The organism is Streptomyces sp. NPDC093149 (assembly GCF_044754145.1).
In the GTDB taxonomy this organism is placed as follows: domain Bacteria; phylum Actinomycetota; class Actinomycetes; order Streptomycetales; family Streptomycetaceae; genus Streptomyces.
Genome location: NZ_JBIVON010000011.1, coordinates 264480 through 291172, shown reverse-complemented (window position 1 = coordinate 291172; position 26693 = coordinate 264480). Strand labels below are relative to the sequence as shown.

31 protein-coding genes and 1 riboswitch are annotated in these 26693 nt (G+C 69.5%); of the genes, 17 read left to right on the top strand and 14 right to left on the bottom strand.

Translation table 11 applies throughout. The features are described 5' to 3' along the window. The 9 genes from ACIQCZ_RS30230 to ACIQCZ_RS30190 all read right to left on the bottom strand — a co-directional run. The coding region (locus ACIQCZ_RS30230; RefSeq protein ID WP_402286694.1) for a DUF6507 family protein at positions 1 to 249 on the bottom strand (249 nt) is incomplete at its 3' end. 55 nt (positions 250 to 304) lie between these two features. Next, the gene (locus tag ACIQCZ_RS30225) at positions 305 to 616 is read right to left on the bottom strand and encodes a pore-forming ESAT-6 family protein (RefSeq protein ID WP_376222002.1); all 312 of its coding nucleotides are present in this window, start codon (positions 614 to 616) and stop codon (positions 305 to 307) included. Between the two features lie 21 nt (positions 617 to 637). Continuing rightward, positions 638 to 970, bottom strand: a complete 333-nt coding sequence (locus ACIQCZ_RS30220) for a hypothetical protein (RefSeq protein ID WP_376222001.1) — start codon at positions 968 to 970, stop codon at positions 638 to 640. A gap of 361 nt (positions 971 to 1331) precedes the next feature. Then, positions 1332 to 2186, bottom strand: coding sequence for a carbon-nitrogen hydrolase family protein (locus tag ACIQCZ_RS30215; RefSeq protein WP_402286690.1), 855 nt, complete (start codon positions 2184 to 2186; stop codon positions 1332 to 1334). Between the two features lie 281 nt (positions 2187 to 2467). Next, positions 2468 to 2944 carry an SUKH-3 domain-containing protein gene (locus ACIQCZ_RS30210; protein ID WP_402286688.1) on the bottom strand — a complete coding sequence of 159 codons (477 nt, stop codon included), beginning with the start codon at positions 2942 to 2944 and terminating at the stop codon, positions 2468 to 2470. 99 nt (positions 2945 to 3043) lie between these two features. Further along, a complete protein-coding gene (locus tag ACIQCZ_RS30205) occupies positions 3044 to 3280 on the bottom strand; it encodes a hypothetical protein (protein WP_402286685.1) in 237 nt (78 codons plus the stop codon). A gap of 177 nt (positions 3281 to 3457) precedes the next feature. Next, on the bottom strand, positions 3458 to 3994 hold the full coding sequence (locus tag ACIQCZ_RS30200) for a hypothetical protein (protein ID WP_402286683.1): 537 nt from the start codon (positions 3992 to 3994) through the stop codon (positions 3458 to 3460). A gap of 238 nt (positions 3995 to 4232) precedes the next feature. After that, positions 4233 to 4520: a DUF397 domain-containing protein gene (locus ACIQCZ_RS30195; RefSeq protein WP_402286681.1), complete on the bottom strand. Its 288-nt coding sequence runs from the start codon at positions 4518 to 4520 to the stop codon at positions 4233 to 4235. Continuing rightward, a complete protein-coding gene (locus tag ACIQCZ_RS30190) occupies positions 4502 to 5344 on the bottom strand; it encodes a helix-turn-helix domain-containing protein (RefSeq protein WP_402286679.1) in 843 nt (280 codons plus the stop codon). The genes ACIQCZ_RS30195 and ACIQCZ_RS30190 overlap by 19 nt, the downstream gene beginning before the upstream one ends. A 170-nt stretch (positions 5345 to 5514) precedes the next feature. On the opposite strand from ACIQCZ_RS30190, the gene ACIQCZ_RS30185 reads away from it, so the two are divergent. Genes ACIQCZ_RS30185 through ACIQCZ_RS30175 form a run of 3 tightly spaced genes read left to right on the top strand, consistent with a single transcriptional unit; the run spans position 5515 to position 6400 of the window. Then, the gene (locus tag ACIQCZ_RS30185; RefSeq protein ID WP_402286677.1) at positions 5515 to 5739 is read left to right on the top strand and encodes a hypothetical protein; all 225 of its coding nucleotides are present in this window, start codon (positions 5515 to 5517) and stop codon (positions 5737 to 5739) included. After that, positions 5736 to 6020 carry a hypothetical protein gene (locus tag ACIQCZ_RS30180; protein ID WP_402286675.1) on the top strand — a complete coding sequence of 95 codons (285 nt, stop codon included), beginning with the start codon at positions 5736 to 5738 and terminating at the stop codon, positions 6018 to 6020. Before ACIQCZ_RS30185 ends, ACIQCZ_RS30180 begins: the two co-directional genes overlap by 4 nt. Further along, on the top strand, positions 6017 to 6400 hold the full coding sequence (locus tag ACIQCZ_RS30175) for a hypothetical protein (protein ID WP_402286672.1): 384 nt from the start codon (positions 6017 to 6019) through the stop codon (positions 6398 to 6400). The genes ACIQCZ_RS30180 and ACIQCZ_RS30175 overlap by 4 nt, the downstream gene beginning before the upstream one ends. A gap of 367 nt (positions 6401 to 6767) precedes the next feature. Here ACIQCZ_RS30175 and ACIQCZ_RS30170 read toward each other — a convergent pair whose 3' ends face one another. From ACIQCZ_RS30170 to gcvT, 4 genes are all read right to left on the bottom strand, one after another. Beyond that, complete coding sequence (locus ACIQCZ_RS30170; protein WP_351074618.1) at positions 6768 to 8150, bottom strand: L-serine ammonia-lyase; 1383 nt, start codon at positions 8148 to 8150, stop codon at positions 6768 to 6770. Positions 8151 to 8333: 183 nt separating this feature from the next. Then, positions 8334 to 9593: a serine hydroxymethyltransferase gene (glyA, locus tag ACIQCZ_RS30165; protein WP_402286670.1), complete on the bottom strand. Its 1260-nt coding sequence runs from the start codon at positions 9591 to 9593 to the stop codon at positions 8334 to 8336. A gap of 20 nt (positions 9594 to 9613) precedes the next feature. Beyond that, positions 9614 to 9991, bottom strand: coding sequence for a glycine cleavage system protein GcvH (gcvH, locus tag ACIQCZ_RS30160; RefSeq protein WP_376221987.1), 378 nt, complete (start codon positions 9989 to 9991; stop codon positions 9614 to 9616). Between the two features lie 91 nt (positions 9992 to 10082). Beyond that, positions 10083 to 11198 (bottom strand): glycine cleavage system aminomethyltransferase GcvT, encoded by a 1116-nt coding sequence (gcvT, locus tag ACIQCZ_RS30155; RefSeq protein WP_402286667.1) that lies wholly within the window; start codon positions 11196 to 11198, stop codon positions 10083 to 10085. A gap of 141 nt (positions 11199 to 11339) precedes the next feature. Continuing rightward, positions 11340 to 11437, bottom strand: a riboswitch (glycine riboswitch). A 157-nt stretch (positions 11438 to 11594) separates the two neighbouring features. Between gcvT and ACIQCZ_RS30150 the strand changes: the two genes are divergently transcribed. From ACIQCZ_RS30150 to ACIQCZ_RS30100, 11 genes are all read left to right on the top strand, one after another. Beyond that, a complete protein-coding gene (locus ACIQCZ_RS30150; protein WP_402286665.1) occupies positions 11595 to 12296 on the top strand; it encodes an AAA family ATPase in 702 nt (233 codons plus the stop codon). 36 nt (positions 12297 to 12332) lie between these two features. Continuing rightward, on the top strand, positions 12333 to 13103 hold the full coding sequence (locus ACIQCZ_RS30145; protein ID WP_402286663.1) for an enhanced serine sensitivity protein SseB: 771 nt from the start codon (positions 12333 to 12335) through the stop codon (positions 13101 to 13103). 167 nt (positions 13104 to 13270) lie between these two features. Beyond that, on the top strand, positions 13271 to 14053 hold the full coding sequence (locus ACIQCZ_RS30140) for an enhanced serine sensitivity protein SseB C-terminal domain-containing protein (protein WP_402286661.1): 783 nt from the start codon (positions 13271 to 13273) through the stop codon (positions 14051 to 14053). A gap of 603 nt (positions 14054 to 14656) precedes the next feature. Further along, positions 14657 to 15661: an ABC transporter permease gene (locus tag ACIQCZ_RS30135; RefSeq protein WP_402286659.1), complete on the top strand. Its 1005-nt coding sequence runs from the start codon at positions 14657 to 14659 to the stop codon at positions 15659 to 15661. A 96-nt stretch (positions 15662 to 15757) separates the two neighbouring features. Beyond that, a complete protein-coding gene (locus tag ACIQCZ_RS30130) occupies positions 15758 to 17533 on the top strand; it encodes an ABC transporter substrate-binding protein (protein WP_402286657.1) in 1776 nt (591 codons plus the stop codon). A gap of 144 nt (positions 17534 to 17677) precedes the next feature. Then, positions 17678 to 18679 carry an ABC transporter permease gene (locus ACIQCZ_RS30125; RefSeq protein ID WP_376217076.1) on the top strand — a complete coding sequence of 334 codons (1002 nt, stop codon included), beginning with the start codon at positions 17678 to 17680 and terminating at the stop codon, positions 18677 to 18679. Next, the gene (locus ACIQCZ_RS30120) at positions 18676 to 19776 is read left to right on the top strand and encodes an ABC transporter ATP-binding protein (protein ID WP_402286654.1); all 1101 of its coding nucleotides are present in this window, start codon (positions 18676 to 18678) and stop codon (positions 19774 to 19776) included. The genes ACIQCZ_RS30125 and ACIQCZ_RS30120 overlap by 4 nt, the downstream gene beginning before the upstream one ends. A gap of 35 nt (positions 19777 to 19811) precedes the next feature. Then, complete coding sequence (locus tag ACIQCZ_RS30115; protein ID WP_402286727.1) at positions 19812 to 21077, top strand: ABC transporter ATP-binding protein; 1266 nt, start codon at positions 19812 to 19814, stop codon at positions 21075 to 21077. An 18-nt stretch (positions 21078 to 21095) separates the two neighbouring features. Further along, positions 21096 to 21767 (top strand): trimeric intracellular cation channel family protein, encoded by a 672-nt coding sequence (locus ACIQCZ_RS30110; protein ID WP_402286652.1) that lies wholly within the window; start codon positions 21096 to 21098, stop codon positions 21765 to 21767. A 98-nt stretch (positions 21768 to 21865) separates the two neighbouring features. Then, entirely contained in the window at positions 21866 to 22732 is an 867-nt protein-coding gene (locus tag ACIQCZ_RS30105) for a thioesterase family protein (RefSeq protein WP_402286651.1), read from the top strand. A gap of 51 nt (positions 22733 to 22783) precedes the next feature. Further along, positions 22784 to 23773, top strand: a complete 990-nt coding sequence (locus ACIQCZ_RS30100; RefSeq protein ID WP_402286650.1) for a helix-turn-helix transcriptional regulator — start codon at positions 22784 to 22786, stop codon at positions 23771 to 23773. A gap of 68 nt (positions 23774 to 23841) precedes the next feature. On the opposite strand, the gene ACIQCZ_RS30095 is transcribed toward ACIQCZ_RS30100, so the two are convergent. Next, positions 23842 to 24471 (bottom strand): TetR family transcriptional regulator, encoded by a 630-nt coding sequence (locus ACIQCZ_RS30095; protein WP_402286648.1) that lies wholly within the window; start codon positions 24469 to 24471, stop codon positions 23842 to 23844. 116 nt (positions 24472 to 24587) lie between these two features. On the opposite strand from ACIQCZ_RS30095, the gene ACIQCZ_RS30090 reads away from it, so the two are divergent. From ACIQCZ_RS30090 to ACIQCZ_RS30080, 3 genes are all read left to right on the top strand, one after another. Continuing rightward, positions 24588 to 24749: a hypothetical protein gene (locus ACIQCZ_RS30090; protein WP_402286646.1), complete on the top strand. Its 162-nt coding sequence runs from the start codon at positions 24588 to 24590 to the stop codon at positions 24747 to 24749. 88 nt (positions 24750 to 24837) lie between these two features. After that, entirely contained in the window at positions 24838 to 25200 is a 363-nt protein-coding gene (locus ACIQCZ_RS30085; protein ID WP_402286644.1) for a DUF4190 domain-containing protein, read from the top strand. Positions 25201 to 25500: 300 nt separating this feature from the next. Next, complete coding sequence (locus ACIQCZ_RS30080; protein WP_402286641.1) at positions 25501 to 26670, top strand: cysteine desulfurase family protein; 1170 nt, start codon at positions 25501 to 25503, stop codon at positions 26668 to 26670. Positions 26671 to 26693 lie beyond the last annotated feature (23 nt).

Below are 26693 nucleotides of genomic sequence, written 5' to 3'. Positions count from 1 at the left end.
CGGTGTCGTGTGCTCCGCGAACTGCGACAGGGCCAGCGCGACAAGACCACCCACGGCCTTCTCACCGTCCTTGCCACCACCACCGCCACCGTCACTGCCGCCCTCGGCGGTGATCGTGCCCGCACTCGACGCCGCCGACGACAGATGATCCCCGTACGACGTCGCATACGTCTGCAACTTCGACGCGACCTCACCCGTCGTCTTCAGCACACCCGAAATACCCTGCGGCTTCAGATCCCACCCAGTCACCAGTACACCCCCGTGAACTGCCTGCCGAACCAACCGAACGTCTACCAGGAACAACTCAGCCGATGTTGTCGACCGCGGCCTTCGCGCGTGTGATCGTGTGCTGCGCCGTGCCGTCGTTCTTCTCCAGCGTCGTCTTCAGCAGCTGGATGATGTTCTTGACCTCCTGCGAGGAGCGGTTCCACCGCAGTTCCTTGCCGTGGTACTCATCCGCGACACCATCGGCCGCGAAGTCCGCCATCGCCGCCTTCACCTGCGCGTCCCGCGCGGCGATCACTTCCTCCAGCCGCGCGATCACGACCTGGATGTTGCCCTGCGCATCAGCCGACGCGCCCGTGTCGTACGCACGACGGTCACCGTCACCAGCCATCAGAAACCCAACCCCCCGTGATCAACGGCCGCCGAAGCGCGCCGCATCGAAATTCGCCGCCGACATCTGCTGCCGCGCGTTGTCACCCTGCTCCTGGTCACCCGAACCGAACGCCTGCTCCATCCCCGACTGACCACCCAGGAGAGCCGACAGCGAACCGTTCAACGCAGCCGTGATCTCGTCCGAACGACTCTTGAACGAATCGAAGGCCACACGCCCCGCACCGTGGAACTTCCCCTCCAACGGAGCCGCCGCCTGCACCAACTGACGAATCAACGTGCCCAGATCATCACTCGACCCACGCGACTTCGACGACAGAGTCGTCAGAACCTGGGCCCCCATGTCGAACTTCATCCAGTCCCCCTGCCGAACCCGAGCAAACAAATGTGCCCCCCATCCCTATCAACTCCCAGGGAGCCGAAGCAATCGAGAACCTCAAAGCTGTGGACAGGCTGTGACACAGCCGAGTTCAGACGTGCGCGCAGTATCCGCAGTGCGGTTCGGCCCGTTCACCGTGCCACGGGGGTCTCGACCCGGTCGCGCAGTGCGGCCAGGTCCTCGGGGGCCTCCTGCCGGGCAGTCATTCTGCGCGACGGTGGTTGAGTGCAGGTCAGAAAGGGCGGGCGCGATCAAGGATGCCGCTGCGGCAGGCACGGCCTTCCAGGGTGATCACACGGCGTAGACACCCGCATGATCTCGGATCACCGCGCCTGTCTCACAGCCGGACACCGCTGCGGGAGCGGACCGGGGCGCTGAGCGAGGGGTCGACCAGGACCGGCTCTTCCGCCCGGGCTCGCGCCAGGACCCCCGGAAGGAGACCGGCGACGGCCAGGCCGGGTTGGGCGGTGGCGGCATCGGTGAGCAGAGTTCCGTCCGGATTCCAGACGGCACTGCCGCCGCAGCCGTGGAACGGGCCGCTGGGCCCGCTGTGATTGGCAAGCAGGACATAGCTGGTGTTGTCCAGAGCTCGCGCAGGAAAGATGATTGCACGCTGACGTTCACCGTTGCCCCGGCCGAACATTGCGCCGACCAAGTACACGTGACAGCCATCGAGGGCTGCGGCCCTGGCATGCTCGGGATAGCCGGAGTCCCAACAGATCCCGAGCCCGAGACGCCAGCCGTCCAAAGTGATGGTGCAACCGCGAACGCCCGCGCCGAAGCCGAAGGCGCGCTCGCTCGGAGTGACGTGCTGCTTGTCGTACTGGGCGGCGAAGTGCCCGTCACGCCCCAGGACCAGAGCGGAGATGCGCAGTTCCCCGGTCTCGGCGTCGCGCGTGGGTGCCCCGGCCACGACGGCGGTGCGGGTCTCGGCGCAGGCGGCGGCCAGTAGGTCCAGCCGGGAGTCCGTGGGGCTCAGCGTGCAGGTCGCCGGGTCCGCCACGATTCCCGGCAGCTCGTAGCCAGTGAGGAAGAGCTCGGGCAGAACCAGCAGATCGGCGCCCTGGTCGCCGGCACGGCGGACCAAGTCGGCGGCGGTGTCGGCGTTGGCTGCGACATCCAGCGCGACGCAGGCCGCCTGGCCGGTCGCCACGGTGAGCGGGGCAGAGGGCAGGGCATGAAGATCAACCATGACGGGTCAAGCTACCCCGAGCACGCTCGGACGGCGGCATCACGGGGCATCTCCGCGCCCGTTCCCCATCCCTCGCACACATCGGATGATCCATCACCGAAGCAGACGTAGTTCCACTTTGCAGAGGCTCTGTCGAGTCAGAGGCCCGGCGTATGGCCCGATTCGTCCGCCGTCCTGACCTGTCACAGGTCAGGACGGGGCGTCGCGTCTCTGCCGGAGAGGCGTGAGCTGCGTCGCCCCGGCCGCCGATCAGCGGGCAGGAGGCCACGGCAGGGAACTGCTCAGGCAAAGAAATCCTCCGCGTCAGGATCGGGTGCGCCGATCAGGAATCGGGAGAAAGCGTCCGCCGCGTTTTCTCCCAAATAGTACCCGCCTGTGTGATGGAGGTGGAAGAAGCGTTCCCTCTCGTCGATCAAAAGAATTCCATACTCGGAAGACTCATAACCAATAGGGAAGAGTTCTGTGCCCAGTCCGAATGCCAGTTCTTGGATGACTCGCGCATCGCCCTCGTATCCGAGGGTCGGTTCCATGATCCAGGAGATGTGCTGCGTCGTGGGATGGGGCAGGTGCAGCAGGCCGAATGTGTGGATGACGTGCACCGCGGCGGGTGCCGGAGTCAGGGTGAATCCTTGTCGCCGGGCGTCCTGTACCCGCACTCGAATGAGCTCGTCTGCACGCTCCCCGATGTCGCGGCCCGGGGACCAGCCGTTTGTGATGAGCCAGTCGCGTACCTCGGGAGTCAACTGTTCAGAGGTCATCGTCCATTCCGTTCCGTGAGCCGACGCGTCACGAGTGCACGGGACGACTCCGGAGGGCTGCCCGGAGCCGCCTGGGGTCGTTCGGGCAGCTACGGGCGGCTACGGGCGGAGGTGCTTCTCCGCCTCCGCTTGTTCGATCAGCTCCGCGTAGGAGTCGTCCTCCCCTGGCTGTCCCGACACGTGGCGAACGGACGCGGACCACGGAATGGGGCACGGCGGTGCGTGGTCCGGGTCCGGGCACAGCAGCTTGGCGATGCGTTCCTCGACCTCTTCGGCCTGCTGCTGAGTGGCGTAGATACCCAGCCGCACTTCCCAGATACTCGGGTTCTCGGACATCGCTCACGTCCCGGATCGGCGGAGAAAAAGGGGGAGGGGGAGGAGGGAAAAGCATAAGGGGGAAAGGCGCAGAGAAAACAAAACAGGGAGTGAAATGAAATGCCCCTTGCCGAGGCTATCAGGTGCGCTTGGCCTCGCAGCGACATTCCTCGCCGCGTGGGCCTCCGGCGGGGCCGGTCAGCGGCCCCGGCCCCGCCCCTGGGGGAACTCTCCGAGATGAACCGCGCGGTGGACCACCGTGGCCAGCTCCCGCATGTCCTCGGTGAAGGCGTCCACGCGGATCCGGCGTCCGCTGTGCAACCGGATCTCGCACGTGGAGCCCATGCCGCGAGCATCGGCGAGCGCACGGCCGTCGCCGCCGGAAGCGCTCACCAGCGCCACGTCCTCCCAGGGGATGACGGTGGCGTCGCCCGCCACGCGGTGGGTGAACCCCCGCTCATGGATGTCGAAGGACTGTTCCCGGGTACGGAACGCCTGTACCAGGCGCCAGATCCCCAGCCCCCATCCCACCAGGCCGACCCCGAGCAGCAGCCCCGCCAGCTTCGGAGCCCCGTGAACGGTGCCCACCGACGCGATCGCCACCGGCAGCCCGATGGCTGTGCCCGCCGCTCCGACCACCAGCCAGATGCCCGCCTGCCGCAGGCGTTTCGCGCCGTCGGTGCGGTGCTCCCGTACGAATCCGCCCAGCTGTCTGGCCACTTCTGTACGCCTCATCGGGCCCCTCCCGGATCGTGGACATCCCCCACACTGCCCGCTGCCGGAGGTTCCACTCACCCGCAGACCGCGAACCCCGCGCGGACCGGCTCGCGGGTCCGTCAGGTTACGCCGAAACCATCATGATGGAGTGTCAATCACTCGACGTAGTAGCCGAGTTGAGGAACGCCAACGCTCCGGTACGACAACGGCCCACGCCGCTCGGCGAGGGCCGGTCGTGCGCATGCTGTCGCGTGGCTCAGACGGTGAACTCCCCGCCCTTGGCGGCGGTCACGAACGACGACCAGGCGACCGACTCGAAGATGAGCGCGGGGCCGCCCGGGTTCTTGCTGTCACGTACGGGCACGACGGCGGGGAAGCCGTCGGCCACCTCGATGCAGTTGCCGCCGTCCGTGTTGCTGTAGCTGGACTTGCGCCAGGTGGCGGCGCTCAGGAAGTCGTCGGAGACCTCGATGCAGTCGCCGCCGTCCGTGTTGCTGTAGCTGCTCTTGCGCCATGTCACGTTGCTCAGGTCGATGGCTCGCACGGTGCTTCCTCCAACATTCGCATGATGAACTTCCGCGACTCGACCGGGGGCAGCGCCAGGTCACGCGCCGCATCATATCTGCGCTGCACACGCTCAACCCTGCTTGATTCCTCGATCAGTTCACCCCGTACGTCGTTCTCGGTGTAGGCCACCGTACGACCGTCCGGCAGTCGCAGGAACATCGCGTCGGTGCTCATCAGGCCGTGCGGACCGGCGTGGAACGGCAGTACGTGGAGGGTGATGTTGGGGCTGTTCGACGCCTCGGCCAGATACTCCACCTGCTCCCGCCACGCCTGGGTGTCGCACAGCCGCGTACGCAGCACGGCCTCGGAGAGGATGACGCGGAACGGCGGTGCGTCGTCACCCTCCAGCAGTTTCCGTCGCCCTATGCGTGCTTCGACCTGCTGGTTCAGCTCTTCGCCCCTGGTGCCGCCCGCCGCAAGTGCCTCGCGCGCGTACCCGCTCGTCTGGAGCAGGCCCGGCGGGGCGCTCACGGAGTACTGCCACAAGCTCACCGCCTCGGCCTCCAAGGTCATGTACCGGCGGTACTGCTCGCGGAACTGGGTGGGATCGCCGACCGCCAGCTCCCACAGAGTGAGCAGGAGGCCAGGCGTCCCGTAATGCTGGTCGAGCGCCTGCACGACCTCCGGACCGCCGAGGGTCTCCCCGCTCTCCATCTTGCCGAACAACGACCAGTCCCAGCCGAGGACTTCGCCCAGCTTGCGCAGGCTGTCGCCGTTCCGCGCGCGGAGCAACCGCAGCTCCTCGGCGAACCGTTGACGTGGTTGCCGGCTGCGGTCCGTGACCACCCGTCTCGGCGGCATGACGTGCTCCTCCGTGGAAGGTGTGGAACTACCGTCGTACGGCTGGGAAGTACAGCCCGCCGGTGGTGTTCGTTCCCTGTTCCGGGTCCATTCTCGTAATGCCCGGAACACGCACAGTAGTCCAAGCCCCCACATCTCACACCGATGTCGGGCGAACGGAACGGAACCCCATGACGACACAACGGCGAGCGGTGCGGAAGATCGACGAAGCCGAGGAGGCGCGCGACGCACTCGGTGCGGCGCTTCGGCGGGCAGGCATCCAGCTTCCTGCGCTGGACGTCCGTCCCGTGTCGCGCGCCGACGGTGCCGGGTACGGGCTGGTGACCCTCGGCGACTGCTCCGCGCCCGTGGCCCGTGCGCTGGCGGCGGTCATCGAGCAGGGAGCGGCGCGGTGACCCGGCGGGTGTTCCGCTACGTACCGTTCACCATCGAGCAGGACGCGACGGCGGAGCCGGAGTACGAGGTCCGCTGCGTGTCCGGTGACGAGACCGAGTGCGGCGCACGGTCCGGCACGTACAGCCATCCGGCACCGGTCGAGGAGTGGCAGCGCAGGCACACGCAGGAGACCCGGCACCGGCGCTACCACCGGCACTTCCGCGACTACGCGGTCATGCGCCCGACGGCCGGGTCGAGTGAGCCGGCTGAGCCGGTGCGGGCGGGCGGAGGCGCGGGGTGAGCTTCGCCCCGGCGGTCGAACGTCCGTGGCGCGATGCGTGGCCGCTCGCCGCGCGGACGGACGACGGCAACGCGTGGGTGACGGGCGACTGCTGGCTGTACTGCCGCCGTGACGGCGTGCGCGTGCTGTGGATCGGCTCCGTGCACGCGCCCGGCGCGACGGCCGACCTGTACGCGTGTGGCCCGTGTGTCGCGGAACTCGACCACATGGTGCGCGTCCAGTCGCACGGCAGGGACGTCCTTGCCGGGACGGAGACCAGGAAGAAGGCCGAGGTCAGGAACGAGACCCGGCCCAAGTCCGAGGCGTGCGAGCACTGGCAGACCGAGGAGCGCGACGGCAGGACCCACTGCCGCGCCTGCGAACGACAGCTCTACCTGTGACCGGACGCCACCGACCGAACGTCTGGTACCGAAGGCCGCGGCCGATGACGACGGCAAGCCCGGTGCCACGGTGAAGCTCACCGCGACCGACGACCACGAGTTCCGGCTCCCCGAGCCCGGCAAGTGGATGGAGGCCGGTGAGCTCCGGGCCGGTCAATGATGAAGATCAGGGACGGGCTCCGCGGCCAGGACCCGGCCGCCTTCAGGGACGACGTCGCCACCTGGTGGCAGCGGGCCTACGAGGAGGTCGAGCTCGACGCCGTCCGAGACCGGGCACGAGGGCCACCGATGCCCGGAAGGAACCGGGGCCGGGTCACCGGCCCCGGTTCCGTTCTTCGGCGGCCGACCGGGCATTCGATGCTGTCGGTCAGCACTCGATGATGTTCACCGCGAGCCCGCCCCGCGCCGTCTCCTTGTACTTCACGCTCATGTCCGCGCCCGTCTCCTTCATGGTCTTGATGACCTTGTCCAGGGAGACCTTGTGGCTGCCGTCGCCGCGCAGTGCCATCTTCGCCGCCGTGACGGCCTTGACCGCGGCCATGCCGTTGCGCTCGATGCACGGGATCTGGACGAGACCGCCGACCGGGTCGCAGGTCAGGCCGAGATTGTGTTCCATGCCGATCTCGGCGGCGTTCTCCACCTGCTCGGGTGTGCCGCCGAGGACCTCGGCGAGGGCGCCCGCGGCCATGGAGCAGGCGGAGCCGACCTCGCCCTGGCAGCCGACCTCGGCACCGGAGATGGAGGCGTTCTCCTTGAAGAGCATGCCGATGGCTCCGGCGGCCAGGAGGAAGCGGACGACGCCGTCCTCCTTCTCCGCCTCGGTGGCACCGCCGGCCGCGAAGTTCATGTAGTAGTGCAGCACGGCCGGGATGATGCCCGCGGCGCCGTTGGTGGGTGCGGTGACGACGCGTCCGCCTGCCGCGTTCTCCTCGTTGACCGCCATCGCGTAGAGGGTGATCCACTCCATCGCGTGGGTCTGCGGATCGCCCTCGGCGCGCAGCTGACGCGCTGTGGTCGCGGCACGGCGGCGGACCTTGAGACCGCCGGGCAGGATGCCCTCGCGGGACATGCCGCGCGCGACGCAGGCCTGCATGACGTGCCAGATGTCCAGCAGCCCCGAGCGGATCTCGTTCTCGGTGCGCCAGGCCTTCTCGTTCTCCAGCATCAGCGAGGAGATGGACAGGCCGGTGTCCTTGGAGAGCCGCAGCAGTTCGTCGCCGGTGCGGAAGGGGTACTTCAGCACGGTGTCGTCGAGAACGATCCGGTCCTCGCCCACCGCGTCCTCGTCGACCACGAAGCCGCCGCCGACCGAGTAGTACGTCTTCTCCAGCAGCGTCGAGCCGTCCCGGTCGAAGGCGAAGATCGTCATGCCGTTGGCGTGGTACGGCAGGGCCTTGCGGCGGTGCAGGACCAGCTGCTCGTCGGCGTCGAAGTCGATCTCGTGCATGCCGAGCAGGTTGATCCGGCCGGTGGTGCGTATCCGCTCCACACGGTCGTCGGCGGATTCCACGTCGACGGTGCGGGGCGACTCGCCCTCCAGGCCGAGCAGGACGGCCTTGGGCGTGCCGTGGCCGTGGCCGGTCGCGCCGAGGGAGCCGTACAGCTCGGCCCGTATCGAGACGGTGTGGGCGATCAGGCCCTCGTTCTTCAGCCGGCGCGCGAACATGCGGGCGGCGCGCATCGGGCCGACCGTATGGGAGCTGGACGGGCCGATGCCGATCGAGAACAGGTCGAAGACCGAGATGGCCACGGGTGACTCCTAAGGGGTTGGTAGACGCCGTTGTCTGCCGGGTGGTGCGGTACGGGCCGGTCGGCCCGAAGAGCAGCGGGGACAAGGGATGGGGCACCGCGCCCACTGACCAGTGTGCGTGGTGCCCCGCCCGAAAGGTGATGAACTGTGTCCCGTATTACTCGGGACGAGCCGCGTCCCGGACTACTTCAGACCGGGGTACAGCGGGAATTTCTCGGCCAGCGCGACGACACGGGCCTTCAGGCTGTCCGCGTCGTAGGACGGCTTGAGCGCGGAGGCGATGATCTCGGCGACCTCGGTGAAGTCCTCGGCCTGGAAACCGCGGGTGGCCAGGGCCGGCGTACCGATCCGCAGACCCGAGGTGACCATCGGCGGCCGCGGGTCGTTCGGGATGGCGTTCCGGTTGACCGTGATGCCCAGCTCGTGCAGCCGGTCCTCGGCCTGCTGGCCGTCCAGCTCGGAGTTGCGCAGGTCGACGAGGACCAGGTGGACGTCCGTACCGCCGGACAGCACGGAGACACCGACCTCGGTGACGTCCGGCTGGATCAGCCGCTCGGCGAGGATGCGGGCGCCGTCCAGGGTGCGCTGCTGGCGCTCCTTGAACTCCTCGGTCGCCGCGACCTTGAACGAGACTGCCTTGGCCGCGATCACGTGCTCCAGCGGACCGCCCTGCTGGCCCGGGAAGACCGCCGAGTTGATCTTCTTGGCGAGCTCCTGCGTCGACAGGATGACGCCGCCGCGCGGACCGCCGAGGGTCTTGTGCGTGGTGGTCGTGACGACGTGGGCGTGCGGCACCGGGTTGGGGTGCAGACCCGCGGCCACCAGGCCGGCGAAGTGCGCCATGTCGACCATCAGGTACGCGCCGACCTCGTCCGCGATGCGGCGGAAGGCGGCGAAGTCCAGCTGACGGGGGTACGCGGACCAGCCGGCGACGATCAGCTTCGGCTTGGACTCCTTGGCCAGACGCTCGACCTCGGCCATGTCCACGACGCCGGTCTCGTCGACGTGGTACGGGACCACGTTGTAGAGCTTGCCGGAGAAGTTGATCTTCATGCCGTGCGTCAGGTGACCGCCGTGGGCCAGGTTCAGGCCCATGATCGTGTCGCCCGGCTTCAGCAGCGCGAACATCGCGGCGGCGTTGGCCTGCGCACCGGAGTGCGGCTGGACGTTGGCGGCCTCGGCGCCGAACAGCGCCTTGATGCGGTCGATGGCGATCTGCTCGACGACGTCGACGTGCTCGCAGCCGCCGTAGTAGCGGCGGCCGGGGTAGCCCTCGGCGTACTTGTTGGTGAGGACGGAGCCCTGGGCCTCCATGACCGCGACCGGAGCGAAGTTCTCCGAGGCGATCATCTCGAGGGTGGACTGCTGACGGTGGAGCTCGGCGTCGACAGCGGCGGCGACGTCCGGGTCCAGCTCATGGAGGGAGGAGTTGAGAAGCGACATCAGGTGGTCCCTTGGGGTCTTTAGTTGCCGGAGAACTCGGTGTACTCGTCGGCGGAGAGCAGGTCCTCCGGCTCCTCCGCGACGCGTACCTTGAACAGCCAGCCGCCTTCGAAGGGAGCGGAGTTCACCAGCGACGGGTCGTCCACGACGTCCTGGTTCGCCTCGGTGACCTCGCCGGTCACCGGGGAGTACAGGTCGCTCACCGACTTGGTCGACTCCAGCTCGCCGCAGGTCTCGCCCGCGGTCACCGTGTCACCGACCTCGGGGAGCTGGGCGTAGACGACATCGCCGAGCGCGTTGGCGGCGAACTCGGTGATGCCGATCGTCGCCACACCGTCCTCGACGGCCGACAGCCACTCGTGCTCCTTGCTGTAACGCAGCTGCTGGGGGTTGCTCATGACCTGAATTCTCCTGTACGCGTGGGAGTGCTGATGAACGGTGGTCTTACGGTGTGAGACGGGAATGCGTCACTTCTGAGGTGCGCGGACGTCACTTCTGACGCTTGTAGAAAGGCAGCGCCACGACTTCGTACGGCTCGTGGCTGCCCCGGATGTCCACCCCGACGCCCGTGGTGCCGGGCGTGGCGTGCGCGGCGTCCACGTACGCGATGGCGATCGGCTTGCCCAGGGTGGGCGACGGAGCGCCCGAGGTGACCTCGCCGATGATCTCGCCGCCGGCGACCACGGAAAAACCGGCGCGCGGCACCCGGCGGCCCTCGGCGATCAGCCCGACCAGCTTGCGGGGCGGGGCGGTCTCGGCGCGCTCGGCGGCGGCCGTCAGGGCCTCGCGGCCGACGAAGTCGCCCTCCTTCTCGAACTTCACGACCCGGCCGAGGCCGGCGTCGAAGGGGGTCAGCTCGGTGGTCAGCTCGTGCCCGTAGAGCGGCATGCCCGCCTCCAGGCGCAGCGTGTCGCGGCAGGAGAGCCCGCACGGGATCAGGCCGTGGGAGGCGCCGGCCTCGGTGAGGGCCTTCCACAGCTGCTCGGCGTGCTCGGGGGCGACGAACAGCTCGAAGCCGTCCTCGCCGGTGTAGCCGGTGCGGGCGATCAGCGCGGGCACACCGGCGACCGTGCCGGGCAGACCCGCGTAGTACTTCAGCCCGTCCAGGTCGGCATCGGTGACCGAGGCCAGGATGGCGGGGGACTCCGGGCCCTGGACGGCGAGCAGCGCGTACGCGTCGCGGTCGTCGCGCACCGCGGTGTCGAAGCCGTCGGCCCGCGCGGTCAGCGCGTCCAGCACGATCTGGGCGTTCCCGGCGTTGGCGACGACCATGTACTCGTCGTCACCGAGGCGGTAGACGATCAGGTCGTCCAGGATGCCGCCGTCCTCGGCGCAGATCATGGTGTAGCGGGCGCGGCCCACGGCGACGGTGCCGATGTTGCCGACCAGTGCGAAGTCGAGGAAGGCCGCGGCCTCGGGGCCGGTGACGGTGATCTCGCCCATGTGGGACAGGTCGAAGAGACCGGCCCGGGTGCGCACCGCGTTGTGCTCGTCGCGCTCGCTGGCGTACCGCAGGGGCATGTCCCAGCCCGCGAAGTCGGTCATGGTCGCGCCCAGCGAACGGTGCAGGGCATCGAGGGCGGTGAGACGGGGGGCGGTGCTCATGGATGTGACTCCCGGGGCATGACGACGAGGACAATCCCTCCCCATCTGTCATCGGAACCTGAGAGGTTCGCCGAGAGCCCCCTGAGGGGTTCGGCTTGCACCTTGGGTGGAGCCGCGGAGCGGCCCGCTTTTCAGATCTGCCTCATCCACGCGGTACGGGGCCTGAGAGATTCAAGGGAGGAACTTGCTCCTTCGGCGCCCGGCACATGCAGTGACCGGAACTCTCCCGCGCGGATTCAAGCGGCCTTTATGCAGTTGGCCGGGTCATCATCGCACGCATTGCGCCGGAGTGGGGCCCCGGTCCCCCCTCGGAATCAACGGCGTGGACGGTTGTGTCGCATTACCTTTTCTTTACACTTCAGAAGCATACGCGGGTGACCCGACAGGGGGAGGGCGATGACGTTGCAGCGGTACGCGACAACCGCGGGAGTCGCGCACGACGCGATGCCCGCACAGCCGGGGATCCCGGCCGACGAGACGCTCGGCCCGCGCACGCCCGTCGTACGCGACCTGCGGGCGCGGGCCGGGCGCGGCCCGCGCAGCCTGCACTTCGCGGCGGGCGACGTGGTGGTGGTCTCCGGACTGCCCGGCAGCGGCAAATCGACGCTCATCCGGCGGACGGTGTCGACGGCCCGCGCCATCGACTCCCAGGACACCCGGGACCGCTGGGCCCGGCTGATGCCCCGCTTACTCCCGTACGCCGTCTATCGTCCGCTGGTCCGCGCCGCCCACTACCGGGGACTGTGGCGGGCGCTGCGCTCCGGCGAGTCCGTGGTCGTCCACGACTGTGGGACCCAGGCGTGGGTGCGCGGCTGGCTGGCCCGTGACGCCCGGCGCCGGGGCCGCGTCCTCCATCTCGTCCTGCTCGACGTCACACCGCAGACGGCGAAGGAGGGCCAGCGGGAGCGCGGGCGGGGTGTCTCCGGATACGCGTTCGCCCGGCACCGCAGGGCGGTGGGGAAGCTGCTGCGGGGCGCCGAGAGCGGCCTGCTGCCGCCCGGCTGCGCCTCGGCGGTGCTGCTGGACCGCGAGGCGGCGGGGGCGCTGGGCCGGATCATGTTCACCACGGCACCGAAGAGGCGGGCGGCCGGACGTTAATCTTCTGCGGGAAGGCTCGGGCAAGAAGGGGAAGCAGTGGACATTCCGGCGCAGGTCCAGTCCCATCCGCAGAGCGGATGGCCGGCCAATGAGCTCGAAGAGGTGCTGATGGCCTCGGTGGGCAACCCGGAGGCGGGCGGACGGCTCGTCGAGGTGCTCGGGCGCAACCAGGTCTGGGTGCCCCTGCCCAATGGCGGCGGACCCGACTCCCCGGACCTGGACCTGCCGACGCTGGAGATCGACGGCGCCGCGTACGTTCCCGTGTTCAGCTCCGAACAGCAGTTCCACGCCTGTGTCGGCACCCATATGTCCTTCACCGTCGCACCCGCCCGCGACTTCGCACGCGGCCTGCCCCCGCAGCTCGGCATCGCGGTGAATCCGGGCGGCGCCGTCGGGATGCCACTGCCGCCGCCCGCCGTGGCCGAGCTCTGCCGCGCCGGACGCACCCCGCTGGACGGGCCGGCCGGCGGCGGCCGGGTCCGGCTGTACGAACCGTCCTGGCAGGAGGAGCCCGTCGACTTCCTCGCCGCGGCGGCCGGCGAATTCGAGGAGAGCGGCGTCGTGCTCACCGCCCGCCGGACGCTGGCCAGCATCGAGGGCGGCGAGCCCGTCCTCTTCATAGGGGTCGAGTTCTCCGCCTGGGAGGGTGCCGGAGGCAACGCCCCGATGGACGCCCTCGGCCGTGCGCTGGGCCGGGTCGAGGTGCCCTGGCCGGTCAACCTGGTCCTGCTCGACGTGGCGCAGGACCCGGTCGGCGACTGGATGCGGGAGAAGGTCCGGCCGTTCTACCGGCGCGAGACCCGGTAGCACGCCGCGCGCTCCGGAGCCGCTTGCCGCGTCGGTCCATCGCGTCAAGTCGGTGTCAGGACCGACGCATAAGCTGGTTTGATGGCTGGTGCCTCGGCATCATGCCGCACCCGTGTGCCCCGGGAGCGGCGGGCCGACACAGTGGATCGAAGAGGGGGCGGGACCAGGTGAGTGCGTCAGGCACCGCGGCGGCCGGGCAGGTCGAGCACATGCTGCGCCAAGTGACGCCGGGACGCTACGACGCGTACGAGGCGCTGCTGCAGGCCCTGGTGAACGGCCGGATCTGGATGCTCCTCTGGCACGGCCAGGCGGGCTCGCCCGACGCCCAGTACGGAAACATGGAGATCGACGGTCTCGGCTACGCCCCCTGTGTGACCTCCGCCCAGGAGCTCTCGGCCAGTGGCTGGAACCGGGCCCATGAACTGGTCGGCGGGCGCGACATCGCCCGTGCCCTCTTCCCCGACCGCTGGGGCATCTGGCTCAACCCGCACGCCCCGGGCGGCGGAGTCGGCATCCCCTGGCTGGATCTGCGCCGGATCGCCACTGGCCTCGACCGGATGCCCGCGGGCCCCCTCCGGCTCACCGAGCCGGCCATCGAGATCCCGCAGTTCTACGCGCTGCTCGCGCAGAACGCCCACCACACCCCCGCGATCCGCTCGCTGCGCCGCGCCTGGGTGCAGCCCGCCCTCGGCGTCCCCTATCTCGCCATCGGCCTCGACCTCTACGACACGAGCCAGACCTCGGTCGACGCGGTGCGCGCGATGATGCAGCAGTCGATCGGCGCGGTCCCGGACGGGCTGCCCGTCTCCACCGTCGCGATGTCCGACGAGTACGACCCGGTCGCGATGTGGCTGCGCGCCAACGCCCGTCCGTTCTACGACCGCGAGGCCCATGCCCCGGTGGCCCCGGTGGCGGGCTACGGCTATCCGCCGCCGCAGGGCGCGTACTGAGCGCGCGCCGTCGAAGCCGCGCGTACCGCCGGCAGGGGCGCGCGGTCGGCCGTACCCGGTGTCCGTGACACACCGGCCGTTCCCGGTGCGCGTGGACGCGGACCGGGGTTCCGGGCGTCCGGAAGTTCCAGGCGCCCGTGGATGCCCCCGAAGGCGCCGAGCTCCCGTGACGTGACCGCGTGAGCCCGGTGTGCCCGGAATGCAGGTGTACGTTCCTGATTCCCGGGACATACCCATAGAGGTCCAACTCCCGAAATGCGGGTGCGTGTTCACGGCTTCCCGGTGCATCTCGCCCTGCATGTCCGGGATTTCCGCGCTGGGGACGTCTGGTGGTGAAAGCGGTGCGAATCTGCGTGCGTGCCCCTCTTCCGCCTCAACTGGCCCGTGTTCGAGGGGCGTTCACATCCGTCCGGATAACGGAACACCCCTGACCGCATCACGGTTAGGCATCCATTCGCCTGACGCTATGGCTACCTGTCACGACGGCAATGAAGACTCCCGCAGCAAGGGCGTCTTGCCGCCTCTGCGTACGACTGACTGATCGCGCCGCCACAGCGGCCAGTTCGGCCCGGCCACCGCCGGTTGAGAGGGGTCCTTGCCACGATGACGGCACCACTGCACGAGCCGACCACGGAAGCGGACTCGATCGCGACCGGCGGTCCCGCAGTCGACTCCGGGACGAAGAAGGTCGAGGGGCGTTCCCTCAAGCAGATCGCCTGGAACCGCCTCAAGCAGGACAAGGTCGCTCTGACGGGTGGCATCGTTGTCCTCGTCCTGATCGTGGTGGCCATCCTGGCGCCGCTGATCGTGGGCCTGCTGGGCCATCCGCCGAACGACTTCCACCAGGAGAAGCTCGACCCGCTGACCAACCTCCCCCAGGGGAGCCTCGGCGGCGTCAGCAGCGACTTCCTCTTCGGCGTCGAGCCGAACAAGGGGCGCGACATCTTCAGCCGGATCGTCTACGGCGCCCGGATCTCGCTCCTCGTGGCCTTTCTGGCGGCCCTGGTCGCGGTGGCCCTCGGCACGCTCTTCGGGATCGTCGCCGGCTACTTCGGCGGCTGGATCGACGCGGTGATCAGCCGGATCATGGACGTGCTGCTCTCCTTCCCGCAGCTCCTCTTCATCATCTCCCTCGTCTCCGTCCTCCCCGACGACCTGCTCGGCCTCACCGGCAGCGGGGTGCGCATCGCCGTACTCGTCGCCGTCATCGGGTTCTTCGGCTGGCCGTACGTGGGTCGCATCGTCCGGGGACAGACGCTTTCGCTGCGTGAGCGCGAATACGTGGAAGCGGCGCGCAGCCTGGGCGGCGGGCGCGGCCACATCCTCTTCCGCGAACTGCTGCCGAACCTGGTGGCGCCGATCACCGTCTACGCGACGCTGATGATCCCCACCAACATCCTCACCGAAGCGGCCCTCAGCTTCCTCGGTGCCGGTGTGCGGCCGCCCACGGCCTCCTGGGGCGGAATGCTGCGGGACGCCCTGGAGACGTACGAGCACGACCCGATGTTCATGGTCTTCCCCGGTGTGACGATCTTCATCACCGTACTGGCCTTCAACCTCTTCGGGGACGGGCTGCGCGACGCCCTGGATCCCAAGGGGACCCGATAGCCCACGACTTGCCCCTGCCGCACTGTCAGGTGGCTCTTCCCATGGTTCTCCGGCAAGCAACGGCCTGGGACCGCGATCTCGGAGGTTGCGAGAATAATGTCCACAGTTACCTCGAAACGACGGCTCACCGCTGGTGCGGCCCTCGTGGTCGCGGCGCTGATGACCACCACGGCGTGCGGCGGTGGCGACGACGGCGGCAGCGGCGACAGCAAGGCGAAGGGCGCCGGCTTCAACGCGGCGTTCAACAAGGTCGCCAACCCGTCCACCAAAAAGGGTGGAACGCTGAAGATGGTCGGCAAGCAGGACCTCGACTCCGCCGACCCCCAGCGTGCCTACTACGGCATGGCGTGGGACTTCATGCGCTTCTACACCCGCCAGCTGGTCACGTACGACACCAAGCCCGGCGCCGCGTCCACCAAGCTGGTCGGCGACCTCGCCACCGGCCCCGGTGAGATCACGGACGGCGGCAAGACCTACACGTACAAGCTGCGGGACGGCCTCACCTGGGAGGACGGCTCCAAGCTGACCTCCAAGGACGTCAAGTACGGCATCGAGCGCATCTGGGCGACGGACACCATCACCGGTGGCCCGCAGTACCTGAAGCAGACGCTGGACCCCAAGGGCGAGTACAAGGGCCCCTACAAGGACTCGTCCCCGGACAAGCTCGGTCTGAAGGCGATCGAGACGCCCGACGACAGCACCATCGTCTTCAAGCTGCCCAAGCCCAACGGTGACTTCGAGCAGTTCCTCGCCATGCCGTCCGGCACGCCGGTGAAGGCGTCGAAGGACACCAAGGCGAAGTACACCCAGCGGCCGTTCTCCTCGGGCCCGTACAAGTTCGAGACGTACAAGCCGGGCAAGAGCATCGTCCTCGTGCGCAACGACAAGTGGGACAAGGCTTCGGACCCGGTCCGCGCCGCGCTCCCGGACAAGGTCACCGTCACGATCTCCGCCAACCTGGAGGAGAACGACAAGAAGCTGATGGAGGGCGACTACGACGTCGACCTCAACGGCACCGGCATGACCCAGTCCGGCCGCGTCACCGCCGTCCAGGACCACAAGGACAGCGTCGACAACATGCAGACGTCCTTCGTCCGCTACGTCGCGCTCGTCCACACGGCGAAGCCGCTGGACGACGTCCACTGCCGCAAGGCCGTCTTCTACGCCACGGACTTCGCGGCCCTGCAGCAGACCCGCGGTGGCGAGATCGCCGGTGGCGCGATCGCCAACAGCACCCTGCCGGCCTCCATCAAGGGCCACAGCGACTACGACCCGTACGGTGTCCTCGCCCGCAAGGGCAAGCCGGACGAGGCCAAGGCCAAGGACGAGCTGAAGCAGTGCGGCCAGCCGAACGGCTTCGCCACCAAGCTCACCGCCCGTAACAACAACCCGGGCGAGGTCGACGTCGCCGAGGCGCTGCAGGCGCAGCTCGGCAAGGTCGGCATCAAGATCGAGGTCGACCCGATCGACGGCGCCGAGGCCTCCAGCATCACCGGTTCGCCGTCCGTCGTGAAGAAGCGCGGCTACGGCATGACGATGAGCGGCTGGGGCCCGGACTTCCCGTCCGGCCAGGGCTTCGGTCAGCCGCTGTGGGACAGCCGGTTCCTCTCGGAGACCGGTAACTACAACGAGTCGCAGATCAAGGACCCGCAGATCGACAAGCTCTTCGACGACGCGATCGCGGAGACCGACGCGGACAAGGCCGGCGAGATCTACAAGCAGCTCGACAAGCGGATCCTCGACCAGGCCGACTGGATGCCCTTCATCTACGAGAAGAACATCACCTGGCGCGGCAAGCGGCTGACCAACGCCTACATGTCCGACGCCTACAACGGCCGTTACGACTACGTCTCGCTGGGCGTCGTCAAGTAGCCGCTGTAGTCAACAGCATTCGCAGTCAACCCCGTTGACTGCCCCACCGCCGCCGAAACCCGCCAGTCCGAAGGGCAGGTGATGGCCGGGGCGGTGGCCGGGAGCCCTCACAAGGGGTTCCCGGCCACCGCCGGGCCGCGCACAGTGCTTGCTTATCTCATCCGGCGCCTGTTCGCCGTAGTCATCATGGTGCTCGTCGTACTGCTCGCGACCTTCACCATCTTCTTCATGCTGCCCAAGTGGGCGGGTCAGGACGTCGCAGTCCTCTTCGCCGGCAAGGCTTCCGGTGCCGAGCAGCTCGCAGGCATCCGGGTCAAACTGGGTCTCGACGACCCCCTTCTCGTCCAGTTCTGGGACTTCGTCAAGGGCATCCCGCTGGGGCGCGACTACGCCAACGGTGACGACGTCACCCACTGCGCCGCACCCTGCTTCGGGTACTCCTTCCGCACCGAGGTGCCGGTCTGGACCACCCTCAAGGACGCCCTGCCCGTCACCGGCGCGCTCGCCGCCGGCGCCTGCGTGCTGTGGCTCCTCGGCGGGGTCGCCACCGGTGTCGTGTCCGCGCTGCGGCGCGGCAGCATCTGGGACCGTGCCGCGATGACCACCGCCCTCGGCGGCGTCTCCCTGCCGATCTTCTTCACCGGCATGGTCGCGATGGGCCTGTTCGTGCACAACCTCGGCTGGGTGCACATCGCCGACAACCTCTCCACGGACGACGGCATCGGCACCTGGTTCCAGACACTGGTCCTGCCGTGGATCGTGCTCGCCTTCCTGAACGCCGCGATGTATGCCCGGCTCACCAGAGCCACCATGCTCGAAGTGCTCGGCGAGGACTACATCCGTACCGCCCGCGCCAAGGGCCTGGGCGAGGGCACCGTCATCACCCGGCACGCCCTGCGTTCGGCGATGACCCCGATCCTCACCGTCTTCGGCCTCGACATCGGCGTTCTCCTCGGTGGAGCCGTCCTCACCGAGTCCACGTTCAACCTGCCGGGGCTCGGGCTCGCGGCGGTCCAGGCCATCAGCAACAAGGACCTGCCGGTGATTCTCGGCGTCACCCTGTTCGCGGCTCTCGCGATCGCCGTCGCCAACCTCGTCGTCGACATTCTGTACGCCGTCATCGACCCGCGAGTGAGGCTGGGATGACCGAACTGCACAAGAGTGGTGCCGCGCTGGGCGAACCCGCCCCGGCCGGCTCGCCCGCTCCCACAGCCTTCCTCGAAGTGCGCGACCTCAAGGTGCACTTCCCGACCGACGACGGCCTGGTCAAGTCCGTCGACGGGCTCACCTTCCAGCTGGAGAAGGGCAAGACCCTCGGCATCGTCGGCGAGTCCGGCTCCGGCAAGTCCGTCACGTCGCTGGGCATCATGGGCCTGCACACCACGGGCCAGTACGGAAAGCGCAAGGCGCAGGTCTCCGGCGAGATCTGGCTGGACGGCAAGGAACTGCTGTCCGCGGACCCGGACGAGGTGCGCAGGCTGCGCGGCCGGGACATGGCCATGATCTTCCAGGACCCGCTCTCCGCGCTGCACCCGTACTACACGATCGGCAAGCAGATCGTGGAGGCGTACCGGGTCCACCACGACGTGGACAAGAAGACCGCACGCAAGCGTGCGATCGAGATGCTCGACCGGGTCGGCATCCCGCAGCCCGACAAGCGTGTCGACAGCTACCCGCACGAGTTCTCCGGCGGGATGCGCCAGCGCGCGATGATCGCCATGTCGCTGGTCAACAACCCCGAGCTGCTGATCGCCGACGAACCGACGACCGCGCTGGACGTGACCGTCCAGGCGCAGATCCTCGACCTGATCCGGGATCTGCAGAAGGAGTTCGGCTCCGCGGTCATCATCATCACCCACGACCTGGGCGTCGTGGCGGAGCTCGCCGACGACCTCCTGGTGATGTACGGCGGGCGCTGCGTGGAGCGCGGACCGGCCGAGAAGGTGTTCTACGAGCCCCGGCACCCCTACACCTGGGGTCTGCTGGGCTCGATGCCGCGCCTCGACCGCGACCAGACCGACCGGCTCATCCCGGTCAAGGGGTCCCCGCCGTCGCTCATCAACATCCCTTCGGGCTGCGCCTTCAACCCGCGCTGTCCGTACGCGGACGTACCCAAGGACGACGTGACCCGCACCGTTCGGCCCGAGCTGCAGGAGGTCGGCAGCCGGCACTGGGCGGCCTGCCACATGTCGCAGGAGCAGCGGGAGCGTATCTGGACCGAAGAGATTGCGCCCAAGCTGTGAGCGAGGACAAGGCCGTGACGAGCGAGGACAAGGGCGTGGACGTTCCGGCGCAGAGGTCTGCCGGGAGCGGTGCGCCGGCCGAGGACGCCGCCTCCCACGAGGTGCTGCTCAAGGTGACCGGGCTGCAGAAGCACTTCCCTCTCAAGAAGGGGATGCTGCAGCGCAACGCCGGTGCCGTGAAGGCCGTCGACGGGATCGACTTCGAGGTGCGCTCGGGGGAGACCCTGGGCGTGGTCGGGGAGTCCGGCTGCGGAAAGTCGACGATGGGCCGGCTGATCACCCGGCTGCTCGAACCCACCGCGGGGAAGATCGAGTTCGAGGGGAGGGACATCACGCACCTCGGCGTCGGTGCCATGCGCCCCATGCGCCGCGACATGCAGATGATCTTCCAGGACCCGTACTCCTCGTTGAACCCCCGGCACACGATCGGCACGATCGTGGGCGCCCCCTTCAAGCTGCAGGGCGTCACGCCCGAGGGCGGCGTCAAGAAGGAGGTGCAGCGGCTGCTGGAGGTCGTGGGCCTCAACCCCGAGCACTACAACCGCTATCCGCACGAGTTCTCCGGCGGCCAGCGCCAGCGCATCGGGATCGCCCGCGCGCTCGCGCTCAACCCCAAGCTGGTCGTGGCGGACGAGCCGGTCTCGGCGCTGGACGTCTCCATCCAGGCCCAGGTCGTGAACCTGCTCGACGACCTCCAGGCCGAGCTGGGTCTCACGTACGTGATCATCGCCCATGACCTGTCGGTCGTCCGGCACGTCTCGGACCGGATCGCGGTGATGTACCTCGGCAAGATCGTGGAGCTGGCCGACCGCGAGTCGCTCTACAAGGCGCCGATGCACCCGTACACCAAGGCGCTGCTCTCGGCGGTTCCGATTCCGGACCCGAAGCGCCGTTCGGCCAAGAGCGAGCGCATCCTGCTGAAGGGCGACGTGCCGTCGCCGATCTCGCCGCCCAGCGGCTGCCGATTCCACACCCGGTGCTGGAAGGCCACGGAGGTCTGCAAGACGCAGGAGCCGCCGCTGGTCGCGCTGAAGACCGGACACCAGGTGGCCTGCCACCACCCGGAGAACGCGCCCGACCAGGTGCCCGGTGAGACGGTGACGGCGGCGGCGCGCGAGGCGATCGAGATCGTCACGACGGGGCAGCCGGAGCCGGACGGGGCGCAGGAGGCCGAGGCCGTCACGGCGGCGGAGCCGGAGTCCGCCGCGGCGCGGGAGCCCGAGGCCGAGGAGGCCGGGGAAGCCGCCCCGGACGGCGGCACCGGATCGTCCGATACGCCGGAGGGCGGTCCGAAGGAGTAGTACCGGCACAATTGCCCGGTGCTCAATGAACTGTTCACGCCCTCCGTCCAGCATGCGCTCGACATCGCCGGGATCTTCGTCTTCGCGATCTCCGGCGCACTGCTCGCCGTACGCAAGAACTTCGATGTCTTCGGCATCGCGGTGCTCGCCGAGGTGACCGCGCTGGGCGGGGGGCTGTTCCGTGACATCGTCATCGGTGCGGTCCCGCCCGCGGCCTTCACGGACCTCGGCTACTTCACCACCCCGCTCCTCGCCGCCGGCCTGGTGTTCTTCCTGCATCCGCAGGTCGAACGGATCCAGGTCGGCGTCAACGTCTTCGACGCGGCCGGTCTCGGGCTGTTCTGCGTCACGGGCACGGTCAAGGCGTACGCCTACGGTCTCGGCCTCACCGCGTCGGCGGCCCTGGGGCTGGCCACCGCGGTCGGCGGCGGTGTGCTGCGCGACGTGCTGGCCAACGAGGTGCCCTCGCTGCTGCGCTGGGACCGGGACCTGTACGCGGTGCCCGCGATCGTCGGCGCCACGATGATCGTGCTGTGCATCCGCTTCGGCGTGCTCAACGCCTTCACCAGCGGTACCGCGGTGATCCTGGCGTTCCTGCTGCGGCTGCTCGCGATGCGCTTCCACTGGCGGGCCCCGCGCGCCTACAACCGGCGGTCGGCGACGGCCGAGGAGGGGCCCGCGACCACCTGACACGGTTCTCGCGGGCCGGTCGACGACGTGCGCCGCCGACATCTTCCGGCCACAAAAAAGCTACCGCTCAGTAATAATATCGGTGTACGGTGCCTCGCATGGCACACGCAGCAGAGCAGACCGCGCGGACCGCGCAGGCGACCATCGGCGACAGCGAGTTCGACCGCGACACCGCCGTCACCCTTCGAGAAGAAGGCGTCTACGACGCCGAGCTCTCCGCCGGATGGACGATCATCCACGCGGTCAACGGCGGCTACCTGCTCGCCATGCTCGGCCGCGCACTGGGCGAGGCCCTGCCGCACCCGGACCCCTTCTCGGTCTCCGCGCACTACCTCACCGCCTCCGTCCCCGGCCCCGCGGTGATCCGCACCCAGACGGTCCGCACCGGCCGCACCCTCTCCACCGGCCAGGCCTCCCTCTTCCAGTACGCGCAGGACGGCACCGAGGTCGAGCGCATCCGGGTGATCGCCACCTACGGTGATCTGGGTGCGCTGTCCGACGAGGTGCGCACCTCGGCGAAGCCGCCGGCCATCCCGCCGCCGACGCACTGCCTCGGCCCGGCCGACGGTCCCGCCCCGATCCCCGGCAGCTCCGCCATCACCGAGCGGCTCGACATCAAGCTCGACCCGGCGACGGTCGGCTGGGCCGTCGGCGCCCCCTCCGGCAAGGGCGAGATGCGCGGCTGGTTCGGTCTCGCGGACGGCCGGGACGCCGACCCGCTCTCGCTGCTGCTGACCGTCGACGCGCTGCCCCCCACCTCGTTCGAGCTGGGCCTCAAGGGCTGGACGCCGACCGTCGAACTCACCACCCACATCCGCTGCCGCCCCGCCCCCGGCCCGCTGCGCGTCTCCATCACCACCCGCAACCTGGCGGGCGGATACCTGGAGGAGGACGCGGACGTCTGGGACAGCGCGGACCGGCTGGTGGCCCAGTCCCGCCAACTGGCGCGGGCGCCCCGCGCGTAGCCGTACGGGTGCGGCGCGCCGGCGAGCGCGGCCGCGGGGGAAGCTGGTGGCGTGAAATCCGACCGGCTGCTCTCGATCCTCCTGCTGCTCCAGACCCGCGGCCGCGTGCCCGCCGGTGAGCTCGCCGAGCGCCTCGAAGTCTCCGTGCGCACCATCTACCGCGACATCGAGGCGCTCTCGGCCGCCGGTGTCCCCGTCTACGCCGAGCGGGGCCGGCACGGCGGCATCGCGCTGCTGCCGGGGTTCCGCACGGACGTCACCGGGCTCACCGCCGACGAGGCGCGCGCCCTGTTCGTCCTCGCCGCGCAGGGCGCCCATGCCGCCCTCGGCCTCGACGCCGCGCTCGGGTCCGCGCTGCGCAAGGTGATGGCCGCCCTGCCCGAGCCGCACCGGCCCGCCGCCGAACTGACCAGCAGACGCATCCTGGTCGACCCGGTGCGCTGGATGAGCGGCCCGCGACCGGTCGTGGATGTCGCCGAACTGCACGATGCCGTGTTCGCCGACCGACGGTTGCGGCTGGACTACCGGCACAGCGGTACGCGCACCCCGCGTGCCTACACCGTCGATCCGTACGGCCTCGTCGTGAAGGCGGGCGTCTGGTACCTGGTCGCGGACCGCGACGGGGTGCCGCAGCTCTTCAGGGCGGACCGGGTGCGACGGGCCGTCCTCACCGACGACGCGGTCGTGCGCCGGCCCGGGGTGGAGCTCGCGCAACTGTGGGACGCGTTGCGCAAGCAGGTCGAGGAGCGGCCCGGCGGCGTACGGCTGCGGGTGCGCGTGCACCGTTCCCGGCTCGATCTGTTCGCACGCCTGCACGCCGGGGCGCTGATCGGGGAGCCGCGGCCCGAGGGGGAGGGGGAGTGGGCGCGGGCCGAGCTGGCCGTCGACTCGGTGGAGTGGGCCCGCTCCCTGCTCTCCTTCGGCCCGAACCTCGAAGTGCTCTCCCCGCCGGAGGCGCGGACCGTGCTCGCCCGTCACGCGGCGGCGGTCGTGGCGCTGTACGGAGAAGCGGGCCACGGGCCGGGCGCGGAGGGCGGGTGAGGTCGCGCGCGGGGCGGTTGGGATTGCGTGCGCATCCCGGTCGGTCCTGCGGACCGGTTCCGGCGGCCTCAGATGTCCGCGTCGTCCAGCCAGTGCAGCCTGCCGAGGGTGACGAGTCTCAGCCGACGGCGGGCCACCTCCGCCACCCGCTGCTCGCCGCCCGGCCCCGCGTCCAGCAGGGCCGAGGCCGTGATCACCATGTGGTCGACGTACAGGCCCCCCAGCATCAGCAGGTCCTCGTCGCTCCAGCCCCGGGACTGCGGCTCCTCGGCGAGCGCCGCGGCCACCTCCTCGGCGAAGCCCCGCAGTTGGGCCGCTATGGCCTCGCGGACCGGGCCCACGCCGCCGTGCTGCTCACGGGCGATGAAGCGGAAGTGGGCAGGCTGCTCCCGTACATGACGTGTGATCAGCTCCACGCTGCGGTCCAGCCGCTCCTCGGTGTCGCCGGTCTCGGCGAGTGTCGCGCCGATCATCCCGTGCAGGCTGCCCAGCGTCTCCTCGACGAGTGCCACGCCGAGTCGGGCGGTGTCGTCGAAGTGCCGGTAGAAGGCGGTGGGCGTGAGTCCCGCGGCCCGGGTCACCTCGCGCAGTCCCAGGCTGCTGAGGCTCTGGTGCTCCAGGAGCCCGAGCGCGGCGTCCAGGAGTGCCTGGCGGGTCCTCAGCTTCTGGGTCCGGCGGATGCCGACGGTGTGACTCATGCCATTCAGTAAACAACTGTTCTCCGGGGCGGGGAAGGAGGGAGCGGTCTAGACTGAGTGGTCAGTGAACAGTCGTACTCTCAAGTGCTCGTGGAGAGCCCGCAGAAAGGCTGAACATGGTCCTCCTCGTCGCCGCCCTGCTCCTGCTCGGAGTCGTACTCGGAGCGGTGGTCCAGATTCCGCTTCCGCTCACCTTCGCGCTCGCCACCGTGATCGGCTGCTGGTTGCTGATCTTCGCCGTACGGGAGTGGCGAGGTGCGCAGCGCGGGCCCCGGTGACCGCCTGTCCTCATGCCCCCGCATTCCCTTGCGGCTGCCGAATGCCCGATCGCCGATCGTCCGATCATCGATTGAAGGAGCTCGCACCATGACACTCACCGCATCCGTCCGCCGCCCCGCCGGGAAGCCCATCGGCGGCACCGACACCGGCATCGGTGTCAGCACCGGCACCGAGATCGGTGCCGGAACCCCGCCGGACGGGCGCACGGGCCGTGCCCGGGACGCCGACGGGCTTGCCGTCGCCTCCTTCGTGCTCGGGCTCGTCGGTCTGCTGGTGATGAACATCCTGCTCGGCCCGGCAGCCGTCGTCATGGCGGTCATCGCCCTCGCCCGTTCCACCTCCCGGCGCGGTCGTGCCTTCCTCGGGCTCGCCCTCGGCATCGCCGACCTCGTGGTGCTGGCCCTCCTGGTCACCGGCAACGGAACCGTCTCCTGGAACTTCGCCGGCTGACCGAGGCCGACCGGAACGACCGACACGTACGGCCGAGACGTACGGCCGAGACGTACGACCGACACGTACGGCCGAGACGTACGGCCGAGACGCACGGCCGACATGTACGGCCGAGACGCACGGCCCGCACTCGGCAGCCGGCGCCGACGGCCCGCACCGGCGGTCCCCGTCGACGCCGTCCCTGACCGGATCGGGCTCCGGATCGGGGTGCGCGATCGAGTGCCCTGCCCGGTGCGCGGGCACCGGGCTGCGATGCGCCCGGCATACGCCCCACCGAGGGCTCGTAGAATCGAGCCCACCATGGCCTACCTCGACCACGCCTCGACCACGCCGATGCTTCCGGAGGCGATCGCGGCGATGACCGCCCAGCTCGCCGTCACCGGTAACGCGTCCTCACTGCACGCCGCCGGGCGCCGGGCCCGCCGTACCGTCGAGGAGTCGAGAGAGACCCTCGCCGACGCCCTCGGCGCACGCCCCAGCGAGGTGGTCTTCACCTCCGGCGGCACCGAGGCCGACAACCTCGCGGTGAAGGGCCTGTACTGGGCCCGCTGCGCGGCCGACCCCCGTCGCACCCGGGTGCTGGCCAGCCCGGTCGAGCACCACGCGGTGCTGGACGCCGTGGACTGGCTCGCCGAGCACGAGGGCGCGAACGTCGAATACCTTCCCGTCGACCAGCACGGACGCGTCCACCCCGACGTGCTGCGCGAGGCGATCCTCCGCAACCCCGACGATGTCGCGATGGTCACGGTGATGTGGGCCAACAACGAGATCGGCACGATCATGCCGGTACGTGAACTGGCTTCCGTGGCCCGCGAGTTCGACGTACCGATGCATGCCGACGCGGTCCAGGCGTTCGGACAGCTGGAAGTCGACTTCGCCCGGTCGGGGCTGGCCGCGATGACGGTCAGCGCGCACAAGATCGGCGGACCGTTCGGCATCGGCGCGCTGCTGCTCGGCCGCGCGTACACCCCCGTACCCGTGCTTCACGGCGGCGGCCAGGAGCGGCACGTGCGCTCCGGCACGCTCGACGTGCCCGCCATCGCCGCCTTCGCCCTCGCGGGGCGTCTGGCCGCCGACGGCCGCGAGGACTTCGCCCGGGAGATCGGCGGCCTTCGCGACGATCTGGTCGCGGCCGTGCTGACCGCCGTGCCGGACGCCGTCCTCGGCGGCGACCCGGCCCCGGGCGGTCGGCTCCCCGCCAACGCCCACTTCAGCTTCCCCGGCTGCGAGGGCGACTCCCTGCTCCTGCTGCTGGACGCCCAGGGCATCGAATGCTCCACCGGCTCCGCGTGCACCGCCGGAATCGCCCAGCCGAGCCATGTCCTGCTGGCCACCGGCACCGACCCGGACCTGGCCCGGGGCACTCTGCGCTTCTCGCTCGGCCACACGTCCACCAAGCAGGACATCGACGAGGTGGCCCGCGCGATCGGACCGGCGGTGGAGCGGGCACGGACGGCGGGACTCAGCTGAGAACGGGCCCGTCCCCCCAGCAG